The 15437-nt window shown below is 59.7% G+C and carries 15 protein-coding genes; 7 read left to right on the forward strand and 8 right to left on the reverse strand.

Annotated features, from left to right (window positions below; genetic code table 11):
* Positions 1-819: 819 nt before the first annotated feature.
* Positions 820-2019 (forward strand): hypothetical protein, encoded by a 1200-nt coding sequence (locus H0I76_RS18545; RefSeq protein WP_200613496.1) that lies wholly within the window; start codon positions 820-822, stop codon positions 2017-2019.
* A 418-nt stretch (positions 2020-2437) separates the two neighbouring features.
* Here the strand turns inward: H0I76_RS18545 and H0I76_RS18550 are convergent, their stop codons facing one another.
* Together H0I76_RS18550 and H0I76_RS18555 are read right to left on the reverse strand one after the other, a co-directional pair.
* On the reverse strand, positions 2438-3496 hold the full coding sequence (locus H0I76_RS18550) for an NAD(P)H-dependent flavin oxidoreductase (RefSeq protein ID WP_200613498.1): 1059 nt from the start codon (positions 3494-3496) through the stop codon (positions 2438-2440).
* A 318-nt stretch (positions 3497-3814) separates the two neighbouring features.
* Positions 3815-4756 carry a tyrosine-type recombinase/integrase gene (locus tag H0I76_RS18555; RefSeq protein WP_200613500.1) on the reverse strand — a complete coding sequence of 314 codons (942 nt, stop codon included), beginning with the start codon at positions 4754-4756 and terminating at the stop codon, positions 3815-3817.
* 214 nt (positions 4757-4970) lie between these two features.
* Between H0I76_RS18555 and H0I76_RS18560 the strand changes: the two genes are divergently transcribed.
* Positions 4971-5726 carry a hypothetical protein gene (locus H0I76_RS18560; protein ID WP_200613501.1) on the forward strand — a complete coding sequence of 252 codons (756 nt, stop codon included), beginning with the start codon at positions 4971-4973 and terminating at the stop codon, positions 5724-5726.
* 937 nt (positions 5727-6663) lie between these two features.
* Here the strand turns inward: H0I76_RS18560 and H0I76_RS18565 are convergent.
* Complete coding sequence (locus H0I76_RS18565; RefSeq protein ID WP_200613503.1) at positions 6664-7227, reverse strand: hypothetical protein; 564 nt, start codon at positions 7225-7227, stop codon at positions 6664-6666.
* Between H0I76_RS18565 and H0I76_RS18570 the strand changes: the two genes are divergently transcribed.
* The gene (locus H0I76_RS18570) at positions 7226-7672 is read left to right on the forward strand and encodes a hypothetical protein (RefSeq protein ID WP_200613505.1); all 447 of its coding nucleotides are present in this window, start codon (positions 7226-7228) and stop codon (positions 7670-7672) included. The genes H0I76_RS18565 and H0I76_RS18570 overlap by 2 nt on opposite strands.
* Positions 7673-7736: 64 nt before the next feature.
* Positions 7737-8642: a M48 family metalloprotease gene (locus H0I76_RS18575; protein ID WP_200613507.1), complete on the forward strand. Its 906-nt coding sequence runs from the start codon at positions 7737-7739 to the stop codon at positions 8640-8642.
* A 284-nt stretch (positions 8643-8926) separates the two neighbouring features.
* Here H0I76_RS18575 and H0I76_RS18580 read toward each other — a convergent pair whose 3' ends face one another.
* The 4 genes from H0I76_RS18580 to H0I76_RS18595 all read right to left on the reverse strand — a co-directional run bounded on the left by H0I76_RS18580 (position 8927) and on the right by H0I76_RS18595 (position 11490).
* Positions 8927-9343, reverse strand: a complete 417-nt coding sequence (locus tag H0I76_RS18580) for a hypothetical protein (RefSeq protein ID WP_200613509.1) — start codon at positions 9341-9343, stop codon at positions 8927-8929.
* A gap of 82 nt (positions 9344-9425) precedes the next feature.
* The gene (locus H0I76_RS18585; RefSeq protein ID WP_200613511.1) at positions 9426-9839 is read right to left on the reverse strand and encodes a helix-turn-helix domain-containing protein; all 414 of its coding nucleotides are present in this window, start codon (positions 9837-9839) and stop codon (positions 9426-9428) included.
* Positions 9840-10234: 395 nt separating this feature from the next.
* On the reverse strand, positions 10235-10783 hold the full coding sequence (locus tag H0I76_RS18590) for a hypothetical protein (RefSeq protein WP_200613514.1): 549 nt from the start codon (positions 10781-10783) through the stop codon (positions 10235-10237).
* A gap of 68 nt (positions 10784-10851) precedes the next feature.
* Positions 10852-11490, reverse strand: coding sequence for an HNH endonuclease (locus tag H0I76_RS18595; protein WP_200613516.1), 639 nt, complete (start codon positions 11488-11490; stop codon positions 10852-10854).
* Between the two features lie 117 nt (positions 11491-11607).
* On the opposite strand from H0I76_RS18595, the gene H0I76_RS18600 reads away from it, so the two are divergent.
* The 3 genes from H0I76_RS18600 to H0I76_RS18610 all read left to right on the forward strand — a co-directional run bounded on the left by H0I76_RS18600 (position 11608) and on the right by H0I76_RS18610 (position 14213).
* Positions 11608-12285, forward strand: a complete 678-nt coding sequence (locus H0I76_RS18600; protein WP_200613518.1) for a DUF6946 family protein — start codon at positions 11608-11610, stop codon at positions 12283-12285.
* 63 nt (positions 12286-12348) lie between these two features.
* The gene (locus tag H0I76_RS18605; RefSeq protein ID WP_200613520.1) at positions 12349-13737 is read left to right on the forward strand and encodes an exonuclease domain-containing protein; all 1389 of its coding nucleotides are present in this window, start codon (positions 12349-12351) and stop codon (positions 13735-13737) included.
* Positions 13734-14213 (forward strand): hypothetical protein, encoded by a 480-nt coding sequence (locus tag H0I76_RS18610; RefSeq protein WP_200613522.1) that lies wholly within the window; start codon positions 13734-13736, stop codon positions 14211-14213. Before H0I76_RS18605 ends, H0I76_RS18610 begins: the two co-directional genes overlap by 4 nt.
* Positions 14214-14964: 751 nt before the next feature.
* Here the strand turns inward: H0I76_RS18610 and H0I76_RS18615 are convergent.
* Positions 14965-15324, reverse strand: a complete 360-nt coding sequence (locus H0I76_RS18615; RefSeq protein ID WP_200613524.1) for a helix-turn-helix domain-containing protein — start codon at positions 15322-15324, stop codon at positions 14965-14967.
* Positions 15325-15437: the final 113 nt, after the last annotated feature.

Below are 15437 nucleotides of genomic sequence, written 5' to 3' on the forward strand. Positions count from 1 at the left end.
GCCGCGGCAAAAGTCGCAGTAGCGGTTCTCGCGGTGGGCACTGCGGCTTGGGCGGCTACCTGAGGCATCATCCGCCAAAAAACAGCCGTAGCATGCAATTGGGAAAGATGCGCGGCTCAAAATAGTTGCTTTCTATTCGTAGGCCCAGAGAGAAGGAAATTAAAAGATTGGTCCGGTCAAAACCCCAAGGCAAAGCCTGACGGGTTTCAGGAGGTTCGCGACTAGTTGCTAAAGCTGACATCCCCCGCACCCGAAAGAACTGCTCACGAGGGCTCGAGGCGGACATTCACTGCATCAAGCATGGATGTCAGCCGTGGGCTCGGAGCAGTCGTTCGCTGCATCGATGAGGGACGGCCGCTAAGAGCCGAGAGCGTCGCCGGCATGACAGCAGGGTGCGGCGGCGGATGTCCTTAACAATCCGCTCCGATGGCGTCTCTCTTGTCACGGATTTCTGTCTCATCTTCGTTCCTCGACGACTACGATGAGCCAGAAACCCTCCGTTATGAAATCAACTCAGATGGCCCATAGGCGCTGGCGTCGGACAGAGGGTAGGGAGGCCGGCATCCCGCCTCAAGCGGGATTGCCCTGACAGAACGCGACCAGATTGTGACGAACTGTACCGAAGTCTGCCGTACCTTCGGGTAAACTACGATCAGCAGCGAGTTTGTGACTGAAAAGTATGCGGAACTGCCGCCGGCGCGCAGCAGTTGTCGGCTTTAGAGAAACGCCGGTTTGAGATCCTTTCTCATCGGCGCGAGCGTTGCTTCGCAAGCCGTCACCAAGCCATTTTTGCTGCTACAGATCATAAGGGATACTGCCATGACATCGATTTGTCCCGCCGGCATTCCGCCGGTCCAGTTCGTCGATTGCGAGCGCTGCATCGACCGATACTTCTCCACCCACGACACGATCATTTTCACGCCACCGGGACAGGTTACCTCAGGCGCCTGCAAGGTCACCCGCAAGTACCGCTGGCACATTTGCGATGAGGGGATTGGCGTCGGGCGTCACCTCCACTCCGTAACGCTCTTGCCTGGCGAGGAGGTGGAGCTGGAGGTCGTGCGCAAGCACAAATTCGACACCTCTCTCAGCGCCCAAGCCTCGATTGAGGAGGAGGTGGAGACAGATCTGCAAGTCAAGCTGCTCGAGGAATGGGGAAAGACCGAGAAGGTCAGTGGGAAGTTCAACCACTCCGGCGGAATCGAGATCTTCGGGATCGGCGGCAAGACGGTGCAGGACTACCAGCGCAGCGTCGAGACGAAGGAGCGCCGCCTGAGCGAGGTGGTGTCGAAGACCGCAGCCTCCGTTTCGCGCAAGTTTGAGACAGCGATGAGCCTGAAGGCCGAGGTGGAGAACAAGTTCCGCGCGGTTCGCAAGGTCAAGAATCCAAACCCCTGTCAGCCGGTGACCTTTCACCATTTCCAGATCGTGAAGAAGTTCCGGCGCCAGCTGTTTCTGGTGGAGCAGACCTATGACTGCACCCCGCCCGCGGGGCTCGTCGGTGGGTCGGACATCACCTTCACCGATGCGATCCGGGCGCCAGGACGCATGGCGCCGGACGTTGTCCCGACCCCGCCTGGTTGGAGCATTCCGGACGACAGGAAGGCTGTACTCGCTTGCGGCGGTGAGGCTGGGCAGGGCGGGCCGCCCGTCGGGCGACCGGTGGAGTTGAAGCTTGATCCGCCGTCATCTCGCGAGATGACGCGGGATGAAGTTCTTGCGGATCTTGCCGCACGAGGCGCGGGCGACGAGGAGGCTCGAGTGATCCGCGAACTCGACGCGCTCGCGGATCCTGGCGGCGGGGGGCTGATCTTCGAGGAGGTCTATTGCATCGGCACGGATTCGGTCTTCGTGCAGGCACAGGTCTCCGAGTGTGCCGCTTGTGCGGACGATGCGGTGAAGCTGAAGGAACTGGAGGTCAAGAAGCTCGAGCTCGAGCTTGAGAAGTTGCGCTGTGAGATCGACCTCTGCCGCAAGGAGGTGGGAGGTAAGCCGCGGCCAGGTATCGACCCGGTCTGACCCCGAAGCTCGACCACGATGAAGCGACCGCCGCCGGTAGACCCGAGCGGCGGTCGACCAAAGCGCGATCTTTGCGACGGCTCGTCGCTCGCGCTCAGGGATCGGCGTGGGTGAGAATCCGGCACATGTTATGATCGGCTGTGAACCGGTTCCTTGGAGACCCAAGCCTCCGTCATGAACACCGTCACGATCACAATCCGCTCCGATGGCGTCTCTCTTGTCACGGATTTCTGTCTCATCTTCGTTCCTCGACGACTACGATGAGCCAGAAACCCTCCGTTATGAAATCAACTCAGATGGCCCATAGGCGCTGACGGTAGACATAAGTGACGCGTCCCCTGCGTGGCGCTCTGCCCATGCCTAACCAGATTTCGATCTTCAGCGATCTCCAACCGCGGTCCGGGACACTCAGTTTGGCTCAATCAAACGCCGCCAATCTCCGACCGGTTTCCTCCGCCAATGTTCGCAGAAGCTCGGCCGCCGGCAGTTCACGCGACAGTGCGGCCGATTGACCTGCGAACATCGGCGTAAGCTCTTGATCGCCGCTGGCCTCCAGAGGATCGGTCAAGCCCAACTGCGCAGGGAACGGGAGTGGCTCCGCGCAAGAGGCCGACAGTTCGTCTACGAGCCGGTTTCTGATCGCCCGTGCCGGCCTACCCGAGAGAACGCGTGTCACCTGCGTGCTGTTGTCGTTCGCTGACGAAAGGGCAAGGCGATACGCGTCCGGCACATCTGCCTCGTCGCAACGGAGGAAAGCTGTTCCCAGCTGAACCGCGCTGGCGCCCAGCATCAACGCCGCTGCGATGGTGCGTCCGTCTGCAATTCCCCCGGCAGCGATCACGGGAACTCTTACCGCATCGACGACTTGCGGGAGGAGCGAGAAGAGGCCTGGTTGAAGGCTGATATCGACACCCGAAAAAGTTCCCCTGTGCCCGCCGGCCTCGGCTCCTTGAGCGATGATCCCATCGACGCCTCGGGCTTCGAGCAATCGAGCTTCCGCGACGGTCGTTGCGCTGCAGAGGACGAAGATACCGGCGGCCTTGATCGCTTCCATGATATCCGGGTCCGGCAATCCGAAATGAAAGCTCACGACTTCCGGTTTGACCCTCTGGAGCATCGCCAGATGATCGGGACTGACGACGCCAGCGGAAGCGACGGGTGTGGGCAACGGCCCGAGCTCCGCCTTGTCGTAGAAAGCCTGCAAGAGCTCGCGCATCGGGAGGCTGGTGTTGGTCAAATCACCCGGATCTTCCCAAAGCGGGTAGTTTACATTCAAGGCTCCTCCAGCCTGCTGGCGAAACCCGGCAATCCGCCGTTCCGCGTCTTCTGCCGAGAACCCCCACATCCCCAAGCCGCCCAAGCCGCCGGCGTTGCTGACTGCCGCAGCGAGCGCCGGCGTTGTGTAGCCACCCATCGGCGCCTGAAAGATCGGCAAATGGAGATTGAGCCGCTCGGTCAACTCGTTCTGAGACCACATTGCACTTGTCCCCCAATATGAAGCCTTACGAGATCGAGCGGCAGGATGGCATTCGCGGAGCGTCGGCAGCTCTTTCCGGTCGGCTATTCTTCCGTTTTTTGGTGCTTTGTGGCCATAGCCTTGATGTCGGCAATCGCGACTCGAGCGGACACCTGAAGCTTTGCCCCGAATGGCAACTTCGTCCGCAGCTGAGACATGGACTGCGGCGTCAAATGTGTCCGGTGACCGACCCAAAGCAGACTTCTTCCCCGTTTATGAGTACACGGCCTATAGCCTCGATGGCGGCCTGGCCTCTCACCGCCGCCAACGTGAAGCCTGTCACGCCGCGAAGAACTCCTCCTGGAGCTTCTCGAAGAGAGCGACATCGTCCTCAGCCCTTGTGAACAGGTGGCCATAGACATCCATCGTGACGGAGATATTGCTGTGACCGAGGAAGACCTGGACCTTCTTGCTCGGCCAGTTCTGCTCGATCATCAACGAGGCGGCGGCGTGGCGAAGGGCGTGGATGCCAAAGCGCGGCTTGCCGTTCTTGTCGACGATCCCGCACTCGATCATCAGCGGATTGAAGACCCGCGTGCGGAAATTCCCGTAGCTCTCGATCTTTCCCTTCCCGTTCGGGAAGACGAGAGCGAGTTCGCCCGTCGGGCATCGCTCGCGCCAGTCGATGAGCGTCTCGCGCACGAGCGGCATCATCGGAATCTCCCGCCGGCCAGCGGCACTTTTGGGCGCACCGATCTCATTAAGACGGTCGGCACGCTGCGTGACACGGATCACGCGGCGCTCGAAATCTACATTCGCCCAGGTCAGGCCCCGAAGTTCAGAAATCCGCATACCCGTGAAGGCCGCAGTGACGATGAGGGGGCGCCAACGCTCGGGTGCCTTCTCGATCAGGAGCCTGATCTCGGCTTTGGTCGGCACAACGGCATCCTTCTCGTGTCGGCTGCGCTTCGGCATCTTTACCTGGGCTGCGACATTGCGGTCGATCCACTCGCGGTCGAGAGCTTCATTGAGGATCGAAACGAGGGTCTTCATGACCTTGCGCGTCATCGCGTGCGAGACGCTGGCATCGAGCAGATGATCCATGAAATCCCGCACGTCAGCCTTTCGGAAATCGGTGAGGATGCGCTTCCCGATGCGGGGCTCAATGTGGTTCGACCACTGGCTTCGATACGTTTTGATGGTCTGGCGCTCGAGGCCTTTTCGCTCGCAGGATGCGAGCCAGCTGTGGGCGGCGTCAGCGACGGCCTTGATGGGGTTCATTCGTATCTAACTCCCTAGAATGTTTACGATAACTCTATTATAGACGCCCAGACGCTTGGCGTCGGGCGCTTTTCCAGTCGGAGCGTTGGGAAAATGCTTCTTTCCGCGTGGCGGCGTGAAATCCAGCCAAATGTCAACGTAACGTCAACGAAAGATCAACAGATTCCGACGAAATGCATTGACGTTCTTTCCTTGAGAATCGATTTCTACACACATGAGTGAAATCGATTCTCCCAAGCCTGCCATCGGCTACCTTCTCCAGACACGAGGCAGAAGGCACCAGAATGTTGCTCCTCACGAGCGCCGGGAGGTTCAGGCACAGATGGATGTGCTGCGGCTCGCGAAGGACCGGCTCAACCTAATGTATAAGTCTATCGAGCTGGACTTCGCGCCACGACGGCTTGTGCGCATCGATCAGCTGCCCGAACTCGTGAAGCTCATAGAGAGCCACGGCCATAGAGACCCGCAGATCGTAATTGCCGATGCCTTCGACTTGATCGCGCGCTTCTCCATGAAGGAATGGCCTCAATTAGTGAGCGTCATCGCCCGCACCGTCGTAGACGGACGCTCCGGGAAAGCTCTCAAGACTATGGAGCCCCAGCGCATCTTCGACACCGCGAAAGCCGCACAGGATAGACTGCTTCTCTCACGTGCCCGTGCCCTGAGAAGCGCCAAGACCAGAAAGCTCAGATGCACGACGAATGTCGCTTCTCCCGGAACGCGGAAGGCGGCACTTCGCGGGAAGAAACGATTGGCCCTCAGGCGGGCAGAACCAATCTACCAACTCTACAAGAAGTTGTGCGCGGAGGCCGGCAGCGATCACGTCCCATACCCTCGTGTAGCTGAACGCGCCAACGAACTCGGCCTCAAGACGTCGCGTGGAAACCCTTACGACGCCGCAAAGGCACGTGATGCGGTTCTGCGGTGTAAGCTGCAAGAGCACAAGAAGACCGAGCACGAGAAATCCTGAGTTGGCCGCCGACATCTACGGCGTGCAACTGGACGGGTTCAGAGAGCTCACCAGAGCGCCCCAAGGAGCCACTCACGGGTTTCTGACAACCTGGTAGTGGAGGCGCGAGATACCGGCCTACGCGCGGCCCAGCGAGCCTCTGAGCACTGGGGTCTTGAGGCTCACGAGGGCACTCTCGCGATGACCGACCATGTCGCCAAGATCGGCGCATTTTCATAATCTTTGAGTGCAATCACTTTGTGCCATTCGTGATTGTCGGCCCCGGCGGCGACAACGCCGGGGTCGCTCTAAACTGAGAAGCGGAGAGTTAGTCCTGACAGCGAAACGGCCCTGAGGGCGCGCCAGGCGCCCGGATTGGGATATTCGCTGGGGCAGGCAGGCACCCGTGATCAAGAGCGTCGGCGACCTCTCTCAGCTTCGCCGTAGTAAATTGTCTCGGCATACCCAGGTGGTCCGCCTCTTCCGCGGACGCGATGGCAATGACGCTAATCAGCTGGGTCGGAGAAAGTCTCTTTCCGATGTCGGACCCAGCGAAGTCCCTGACCAATTCAAAAGCACTCGACACAGCGCGATCAATATCGCGCATCTCCGGAAAACGCATACGCACCTCTAGACTGAACACTCATCTTTTACCGACTCAGGCTGTTAAAAGATTGAGGCCGATTATTGACTCACGCATCAATTGTGCGAGCGCATGGCGGGGCAAGCATCTGGGTTGGGCAATGAAACCCCATAATCTAGCGCCAAGGCTTCACCGGGTCGCGACGACTAGTAAGGTAGCGATAAAGCCGGAAGCGTTGGGCGTGGCGAAGGCCATCACGCCACCGATTGGCTGTCTTCCAGAGGTTCTCGTCAAAGTTGCAGAATCAGAGACATCGACTCTGGCGTGACACCTCCAAGTCGAAGCGGTTTGGTCCGTGAGCCAACTGAGATGCTCCTATAGTGGCACATCAACTCGCAGCAGGGAGAGCATGAGCATTGCGCCCATGAGGCTCGCGAGAGGAAAAGCCACCCTCCTCTCATTCATACGGTCGGTGATTTTTCCTTTCATCGGACGCATGATCACCGAATGACCCCGGTCACAAGCAATCGTCGCATGCCAGCGTCTCCGCAATTGCGCCATGACCGGATCGCCGACCAGTTCCTGAGGGTGGATGATCTTACCGAAACGCAGGATGTCGTCAGGTTCTGGGTGATAACCTACTGCAAGGCTACCGATCCACCCTGATGCCTTGGCGAAAGCGTTTCCGAAGCTCCTGGGGTCACGCAAACGTTTACTCTCGGTTAACCATTCGGCGGGACATGCTTGCTCTGTCGAATAACCTCGATCTGTGATCCACCGAACCACCAAGGTTAATCGTAGAATGGAGACCTGTAGAATGCGTTTCCCATTTCTGGCCTGCGGGCTGGTGTCGTTTGCTCTGGCCGGATGCTCTGGAACGATCCCAGTCGAGTATCGCCCGCAGTCCTTCATTTCGATCACCGGTGCGTCGGCTTCCATGGGAGATTTCGACTATGCCCCGGCGAGAACGGGAGGGCTGAGTCCGAACCAACTCCAGAACACGGCCGCCGGCTCGATTTACATCGGCGAGGACGTGGCCAGCTACGTCCGTCGAGCGACCGCTCTCGAAATGCAAAAGGCGGGCGTCGACATCGCCGAAGGAAACGGACGCATGATCGAGGGCGAAGTGCTTGAACTCATGGCGGACGACCTCGGCTACTCGGTGGACTGGTCATACGCCATCACCTATCGCGTGGTTGACGCGAGCACCAAACGCGAGATGTTCTCCAAAACGTATCGTCCAGAGCCGCGCAAGACGGGAAAGTTCGGCAACCCGTCGGACTACACGCCATCGGTGAATCTTCTCATCCTTGATGCAGCAGAGCAGTTCATGGCCGACGTGAAGCGCGACGGCCTGCTTGCAACGACGCTCGCGACTCGCTGACGGAAGACTTATCGTGCGACCCGGAGGAGTTCCCTCGGGTGGCGGAGCTTTGCTGAGTGGCAGAATGGAGTTGAGCGTGCGCCTTCTATTTATTTTTGTTGCCTCGTCCGCCCTCCTCGGAGCGTGCGGCACGACCTATCAAATGCCTGAGATCGACCAGGCCAATCTTGCCGAAGCGAACCGAATCCTGACCGAAGAAAGAGGCAGCGGCATTTCACGCAACCTCTCCGATGAGGATGCGGTCGCAGTTTACATACAGGTCGCCGCGGACATTGAGCCAGTCGCCGAGCAGTTCTGCCGCGAAGAGCACCCGGATGAGCCGTTCTCCTTCTGCGACTACGAATTCCGGGTCAACACCGACCCATCCGCGCCCGTGAATGCTACGCAGAGATACGTCGACGATCGTCCTGTCCTCACGTTCAACCGGGCGCTCCTCACAAGCGTCCGAAACCCTGACGAGCTTGCATTCATAGCGGGGCATGAAGCCGGTCATCACATCGCCGGGCACATCGAGAAGAAGCAGCAGCAACAGTTGGCAGGCGCTCTCCTCATGGGTGTCCTGATGGGCGTCGCGCAGGCCGGTGCCGCCTATAATAATCCCTACTACCGAAGCGATCCGAACGCGGTCGGAAACGCGATGGCCGCTGGCGGCGCAATGGGAGGACATGCCTACAGCCAGACCTACGAACTGGAGTCCGATTTGATCGGCTCCTACATCGCGGCACGTGCGGGTTACGATCCCGAGGTAGGCGCCCGCTTCTTCGCCAAGCTCGACAAGGACGAAGCCGGAGAGGAGGGCATGAACCTTTGGTCGACGCATCCTAGTTCGCCTGAGCGAATTGCCATCGTGCTCGAAGCAAACCGTGAGATTCACCAAAAAATCGCGGTCGGCGCGTCTCTTCGGCCCGACGTGGAAGCGCGCATGCCAGCGAGCCCGCCGACACCATCCGGTCCGAAGAGCGCCTGGTGATTTCTGCGTCCTAATCTCGCACACAATCGAGACGACCTTCGATGTCGGCCTGATCTCTCACTGCCGCCACCGTAAAGGCGCTCAAGCCGCGAAGAACTCCTTCTCGAGCTTCTTGACGAACGCGACATCGTCCTCGGCCTTCGTGGACAGGTAGCCAGAGGCGCCGCTGCGGCGACCGCCTTGAGGCCACCCCCTGCCGGCCTTTATGCATTAGAGAGTGCTGAAAATTGAGGACCAGCATTGCAGACACTCTCCGCCAGCGCCGTCCATTCGACCGCGGCCTCTCAGTGGCCAAGACCCCGCCGCCGTGCAATCTGCGCGAACACTGCATCGATGAGTTCCATCTCCACCTCGTCAAAGTCGTCATCGAACGCCTCGCCCGTTGCGTCGCGGAACCTGTTGACGAGATCAACCTCCGTGAGCGTGAGCGGTTCATGCCCGCAATCGCGGATCGTGTCCCAGACCTCGGGATAGTCCTCCTCCATCACAAGGCGCATCAGCACCAGGCTGTTCACACCGAGTGCTCGGGCGAGCTCGGGAACCTTGGCAGGTGCGATGCGGGCGGTGCCCCGCGTCACTTCACGCAGAATTCCTGTCTCTCTAAACCCCGCATCTGCGGCGATCTCCTCGATTGATCTTCCCGACCACTCGACTGCGTCGGCGATGAAGTCCTTGAGCAATGTTGGCTTCGGCATCTTCATGATCCTGTCGTGATGTCTGCGATGCGGGTGAACTTGCTCGTCAGCCAATCCCGACGAGCACAGTCCATTCAGCCGCGGCCTCTCAGTCCGCCCGGCCAAGGCGGCGCCAAGCGATGATCTCGAAGGTCGCCTCGAGCAGCTGGTGCTCGAAGGCGTCGAACGCATCTTCCGTCACGTCCCTCGTCGCCGCGCGGAACTTGTCGAGCAACTCCACCTCGTGCAGCTCGATCGGGTCGTAGCCGCTGTCGCGGATCGCCCGCCAGATTTCCGGGTGATCCTGCGCGAGGACCCGCCGCATGAGTTCCGAGCGAGATACACCCAGCGCCTCCGCAAGCTCGGGCACGCGCGCCGGAGGAACCTGCGCATCGCCCGTCTTCAACATGCTGATGAAGTTGGGCCGCACGAAGCCGACCTCGCGGGCGATTTCCTTCTGGGTCTTGCCACACTCGACAAGAGCCAGAGAGATGAACTCCGCCACCGTCATTTCTTTCGCCATCTTAGAATTTCTCCTTGCTGCTTGAGATTTCTTCGATGGTATTATTTTAGAGACCGCAATACATGAATGCAGAGACAGGGCGTAATTTTCCAATTAACTCTATTGATAAAGACCGGGCAATGAAGCGCCCGCCAGGGAAAGGCGAGCGGCGCGCCTCCATGGGAATGGGAAGCGGAAGTCCTAGACGACTACCGGTCTATTGAGTGGGGTCACTCGAGTCAGCCGGCTCGCGGGAGAGCTTTCCTTACGGTTGGCCTTCTGCATCCGCATCGAGCACATCTGCGTGCTCATGAGAATGTTGCAAGAGACAACGACAGCTATCAAGGCCTGGTCCAGGCAGGAAACGCGATCAGCAAATCAGATTGCTCGCACAACGGTCCAGCGTCGGCTTGCACCTAAACCACATCAAGTTCTTCTAGGGCCGCTTTTACCTCAGGCCGGAGCCAGTAATGCTGACGCCCGGCAATTTTTTCCTTTCGGACCAGCACACTCGACTGATCCTTATGGCCCGGCAAGAGGTGCCGAAAGCATCCATATCGCTCGTAGACGAGGTGACCGAGGTAGAGCCCCATGCCCTCGTTATTAAAGAGCCGCGTGCATTCTTCGGCCGATATGCCGGGATGCTCCGCAAGAATCTTCAAGAGCAGCCGCTCCTTCGATGAGGGCGGACGAGCTTGTCCGAAGCCGTAGCGGACGGCATCGGCCAACGTCATTCCTGCGGCTTCACGCGCCCAGGTCGCGTTCGCCTCCGCGGCGTCACCATCGACGTCGATTGGGCGGGCTTCGAGTTCGTCGTCGATTGCCGCGATGAAATCCATCAGGTGGCCAGCCGAGTCAGCCGACTTCGCTCGCTCGCGCCATTCCCGCAATCTCTTCGTCGAAGTCGAGGGAATGCGATCACGGGCATTCTTGATGTTTTTTTCGGAGAATGGACCCTTCGACATCGGACCTCCACGTCGCTAGTTGGGATCATTTGAGAACGGATTTGAATGTCGTGAAGGAGGCCCCGCGTCTAACTCAAGAAACGCTCGAGACCATCCCAGTCGATTGTCTCGGGCGCCCGCGTCCTTGGGTCTATGAGGCCGGTTTCTTCAAGGGTCCAGTCGCACCGCCCAAAGTTGCACGGCGCGCACGTTATGACCACGTTCTCAAGCGAGTTGTCGCCCCCTCGGCTGTGCGGCAGAAGATGATCGAACTGGAGCCACATGCACTGGAATGCCGCGTGCTGCTCCGCTTCGCGGCCACCCCATCTGCAAGAGTCAGGATAAATCTTCTGGATCGCCTTCCGCACTCGCGGTTCGATTACTGGAATGCCGCAAAATCGGCACCGATGACCATCTCGGGCAATGAGCGCCCGCCTCTCTTCGGCCGAAGGCATTCGAGCGTTCTTTCTCTGCACCTTTGTTAAGAGTGGAGGAGCGCCCGGCACCTCTCGATAACGATGAATCTCTTGATCGAACTTGCCCCAAATCTTCTTTGTCCACTCCGCGATCAGGGGCAAGTCCGCGGCTCGAAGCAACGCATCGGCCGTGCGTCGGTCTCCCGCAACGTGAGCACTCGCAGCTTGATCAAGAAGCCGGGCCGCCTCGAAGATTGCTTCCACCGGCTCGAGAAGGCACCGGCGCGGCGCAAGAAATGCTCGATCGTTCATGCCGTCACCTCCGATGCAAAGTTGCCTGATGCGACGTCAGCAGCTCGAGTGCATTAATGCGACGTATCCACAGAGAAACTGCTCCCGCTCGACAAGGCCATGAAGTAACGTAGCGGCATGGCCAAATTCTTTTGCGACGGCACCCAGATTGCCGCGCCCGCTGACATCATTCCATCCCTTGCTGGCGGTGAAAAGCATTGGCGCAAAGGACGGTCTGCGTTCGAGTTGGCGCATGCCTGGATGGACGCTGACAAAATTCCGCCCGCAGTCATGTGCGTCATTTCCGAACGACCGGAATTCGCCGCAGCGCGTCTTGTCGAAGGGCACTTCGAGAGAACGACACCCATTCCAGGACGTGGAAAGGCGAGCCAGACCGACCTCCTCGCGCTTTGCGAGGCGCGTGGTGAACGTTTCGTCCTCGGCATCGAAGGCAAGGTCGATGAAACGCTCGGCCCTCTGGTGAGCGAATGGGATGATGCCAGCCCGAACCGCCGCGCAAGGCTATCGGGCTTGATTGAGTTGCTTGAGGCAAACCCGGCTGGCACGGCCCGGCTTCGATACCAGCTGCTGCACCGCACCGCGGCCGCCCTCATTGAAGCGAAACACTTCGGAACGCGACACGCGATCATGCTGGTTCATTCCTTCGATCCAGCGCACGCTTGGTTCGATGACTTCTCGAACTTCGCAGCCTGGCTCGGAGCCCCGTGCCCCTCTCCCGGCCGGCTCTCGGCACCTCTCAATCGCAGCGGCGTTTACCTCTATCTCGGCTGGTGTGCCGACAAACCGGCCGCCTAGAAGAACCAGGCGAAGCGCCGGTCAGCGATCGCACCACCAATTTTGTGCATGACGGTGAGATGAATGTTTGCGGTTTATGACTTGGAGACCAGCGGCATCTCGCCCGCCTTTGACCAGCCGCTCCAATTCGCGGCCATCCTGACCGACGACGAACTGAACCCCGTCGAGCGCGTGAACATCCGCTGCCGGCTGGCGCCGCACATCCTGCCATCGCCGATGGCACTCGTGGTCACCGGCGTGACGCCCGAGACGCTGACGGACCCGTCGCTCCCAAGCTGGTTCGAGTTCACGAGATTGATCCGCGATCTCATCCTGCGCTGGTCGCCGGCGACATGGACGGGTTTCAACACGCTCAACTTCGACGAGGAATTCCTGCGCCAGTCCTTTTACCAGAACCTTTGCCCGAACCTTTACGAGACCCAGTTCAACGGGAACGACCGGCTCGACATCATGCGCCTCGCCTGGGCGGTCTGGACCGAAGCGCCCGAGGCGCTCGAATGGCCCGTGGACGATCTCGGGCGCATCCTTTTCAGGCTCGACCGGCTCGCCCCGCTCAACGGCTTCACGGCACACAACGCGCATGACGCGCTCGGGGACGTAGAAGCGACGATCTTTCTCGCCCGGCTCATCAGAGATCGCGCGCCATGCGTATGGGAAGCGGGGCTCCGCAACCGCAACAAGCACACCGTCAACGACCTGCTCGCCACCGGCAGGCCACTCAGGCTCGTCGATCGTTTCGGCTCTGCGCCGCCTAGGGCATTCACGGGATGCTACTGCGGCAGGAACGCAAACAACCCGAACAGCGTCGGTTTCCTCGACCTCGACTTGGCAGACCCGGCAGAGCTTATCGCAGCCGATGACAGCGCACTCGATGCTGCTGTCGGCGCGATGCCAAAGGTCATCCGCTCGTTCGCGGTGAACAAGCTTCCGCTCCTGTTCGAGGTCGATGGACCGGAAGGAGAGGCCCATCGCCGCGCGCGCCTCGTGGCCGAACGACCTGACTTCCATGAGCGTGTTGGCGCTGCCCTCGCTCGGCGCTCCGCCAGCTGGGAGAGCGAAGCATCCGAACACCCCGAGGAGAACATCTACGGTGGTTTCTACACGCGCGCGGACCAGGCACTGCTAGAGCGCTTCCATGAAGCCAGCTGGGACGAACGGCTTCACATCCTCAGCCAGCTGTCCGACACGCGGCTGGTCCAACTCGGGCGTCGGCTGGCCATGATCGAGAACCCCGAGGCGTTCAGCGAAAGGATCGAGGAAGTGGCAGAGACGATCCTCGCCCGGCTGACGAGGCCAGTTGAGGAACGACCAAAGTGGACAACGTTCCCGCAAGCCGAGCTCGAAATCGAAGAGATCGAGGCGAGGAGAATTCTGGATGCCGCTGGGCTCGAGGCGTTGAGGTCATTCTACACCGCGAGGCAGCACGCCCTGATGCAAGGAGAACTCCCGTGACGAGCGAGATTGAACCGACGAGCACCCGACGCGACGAGGCGCCTCGTCCGAAGAAGAAGCGCCTCGATCCGCTGCTGGTCGGCAATGTCGGGCTCTACTACTGCTGCTATCACCTCTCGCTCCTCGGCTGGAACGTGATGCCCACGGCTCGCAACGCGCGCGGCGTGGACATCATTGCCTACAACCACGATGCCTCTCACTTCGTTGGCGTGCAGGTAAAAGCGCTGAGTCAGAGAGCCGCCGTTCCACTCGGCACGTCACTCGACAACATCATGGGCGACTTCTGGGTTGTCGTGAACAGAGTGACATCGAACACGCCCGCGGCCTTCGTGATGCTCCCATGCGAGGTCCGCAAGAGGGCGACCATGAGCGGGAGGGATGGCCGCGCATCATACTGGCTCGAACCGCGCGATTACGAGGAGGAGCCGTTCCGGGATGCCTGGGAGGCGATCGGCAATCCGCTGATTGAAGGCTGAGAGCTAGTTGCGCTGCCGAACTGCGCGTGCGCCGCGTGGCGCGAAAGCAATCTCTCGCCGTGGCGCGCGCTTCAACGAGCCATGACAGCGATGCAGGGAGGGTGCTTTTGATGAGAGCATCGTGGAACTCTGCACCCACGAGAGCGACCGTGATCGCCGGTGAGTGGATCATCACCTTACAAATATGAACCGGCAAAAAAGTCTTAAAACAAAATTACCGGCGAGGGGAACCCGCTGTTCAATTTGGCGTTGTCGATTTGCAGACTTTCGCCACACACTACGTAGACGCACACGCAGACGCAGGGTTACGCCACAACCGAAACCATAAACGCTGCCTCTGGGTATTAGCGGCGGCGTTTATGAACCGTTAAAGACTCTGTGAGAACGTAAGCGCGACTGCCCTAACAATTGGTTGAGGGGCAGCCGCAGAACGCTAAACGAGCAAAACACGCCACCTGCGGAGCAAGCAACTTGGTGGCATGTTGTTTCCACGAACGGCGCATGTCGAATGCCGGGCCGGTGTACGGCTTCTTTGTGGCAGGGCCATTTGAACCGGCTGCGAGACTGACGAAAAGCCGCCTCCCAGAGCGCCATAGAGCCTCAGAGATCGCGCCACAGCGGCGCCTATCCGAAGAGGTGACCTGCGCGCCCAAGGAGAGACGACGGGCTCCACGGCGGCCTGTGCGTGCCTGCGGGCATATGGGTTCTGCGGCTCAAGCCCAGGCACTGATCGCCTCACGATCGCGACGGTTTAGTAGTCCAACGAAATCTTGACCCGCTCTGGCCCGATCCCTGCCAGCTTTGCGATCCTTTGCTTGGCATCATTGATAACGCTGGAAAGGCTTTCTTCGGGTGCCGCAGAAACTTTGCACCCGGCACCATCATCCGGTGCGTTGCGATCCGAGCCGAATTCGAGATAGGCGCCAGATACTCTGAGAACTCTCGCAAGCTCAGCAAGATTATGCGGCCGAGGCTCAGTGTTGCCCTCTTCCCAGTTCCACACGCACGTAGTCGAAACGCCGACAGCTTTTCCGAGACCTGTCTTAGACATTCCCCGTTCTTCACGGAGCTTCCTGAGGCGGGCTGCAAACGAGTGCGAAACCGGGATCATTGCGGCGTCTCCTTCCAGGCTCTTTGTGCGAGTCTTCGGCGCCGAGGATAACACGAGCATCACTTTTTGAAAGTGAAAAGTGAGAAGTTTCACATTAAAAGGTAATCCTCACT

It is taken from the genome of Thermohalobaculum xanthum, from assembly GCF_016623495.1.
GTDB lineage: Bacteria > Pseudomonadota > Alphaproteobacteria > Rhodobacterales > Rhodobacteraceae > Thermohalobaculum > Thermohalobaculum xanthum.

Bases quoted from the DNA above. Each gene is read 5' to 3' on its own strand.
- H0I76_RS18605 (WP_200613520.1), top strand. From the start codon at position 12,349: ATGTTTGCGGTTTATGACTTGGAGACCAGCGGCATCTCGCCCGCCTTT.
- H0I76_RS18570 (WP_200613505.1), top strand. From the start codon at position 7,226: ATGGGAGATTTCGACTATGCCCCGGCGAGAACGGGAGGGCTGAGTCCG.
- H0I76_RS18590 (WP_200613514.1), bottom strand. From the start codon at position 10,783: ATGTCGAAGGGTCCATTCTCCGAAAAAAACATCAAGAATGCCCGTGAT.
- H0I76_RS18565 (WP_200613503.1), bottom strand. From the start codon at position 7,227: ATGGAAGCCGACGCACCGGTGATCGAAATGAAGGACTGCGGGCGATAC.
- H0I76_RS18545 (WP_200613496.1), top strand. From the start codon at position 820: ATGACATCGATTTGTCCCGCCGGCATTCCGCCGGTCCAGTTCGTCGAT.
- H0I76_RS18555 (WP_200613500.1), bottom strand. From the start codon at position 4,756: ATGAACCCCATCAAGGCCGTCGCTGACGCCGCCCACAGCTGGCTCGCA.
- H0I76_RS18580 (WP_200613509.1), bottom strand. From the start codon at position 9,343: ATGAAGATGCCGAAGCCAACATTGCTCAAGGACTTCATCGCCGACGCA.
- H0I76_RS18560 (WP_200613501.1), top strand. From the start codon at position 4,971: ATGAGTGAAATCGATTCTCCCAAGCCTGCCATCGGCTACCTTCTCCAG.
- H0I76_RS18575 (WP_200613507.1), top strand. From the start codon at position 7,737: ATGGAGTTGAGCGTGCGCCTTCTATTTATTTTTGTTGCCTCGTCCGCC.
- H0I76_RS18600 (WP_200613518.1), top strand. From the start codon at position 11,608: ATGGCCAAATTCTTTTGCGACGGCACCCAGATTGCCGCGCCCGCTGAC.
- H0I76_RS18550 (WP_200613498.1), bottom strand. From the start codon at position 3,496: ATGTGGTCTCAGAACGAGTTGACCGAGCGGCTCAATCTCCATTTGCCG.
- H0I76_RS18595 (WP_200613516.1), bottom strand. From the start codon at position 11,490: ATGAACGATCGAGCATTTCTTGCGCCGCGCCGGTGCCTTCTCGAGCCG.
- H0I76_RS18615 (WP_200613524.1), bottom strand. From the start codon at position 15,324: ATGATCCCGGTTTCGCACTCGTTTGCAGCCCGCCTCAGGAAGCTCCGT.
- H0I76_RS18585 (WP_200613511.1), bottom strand. From the start codon at position 9,839: ATGGCGAAAGAAATGACGGTGGCGGAGTTCATCTCTCTGGCTCTTGTC.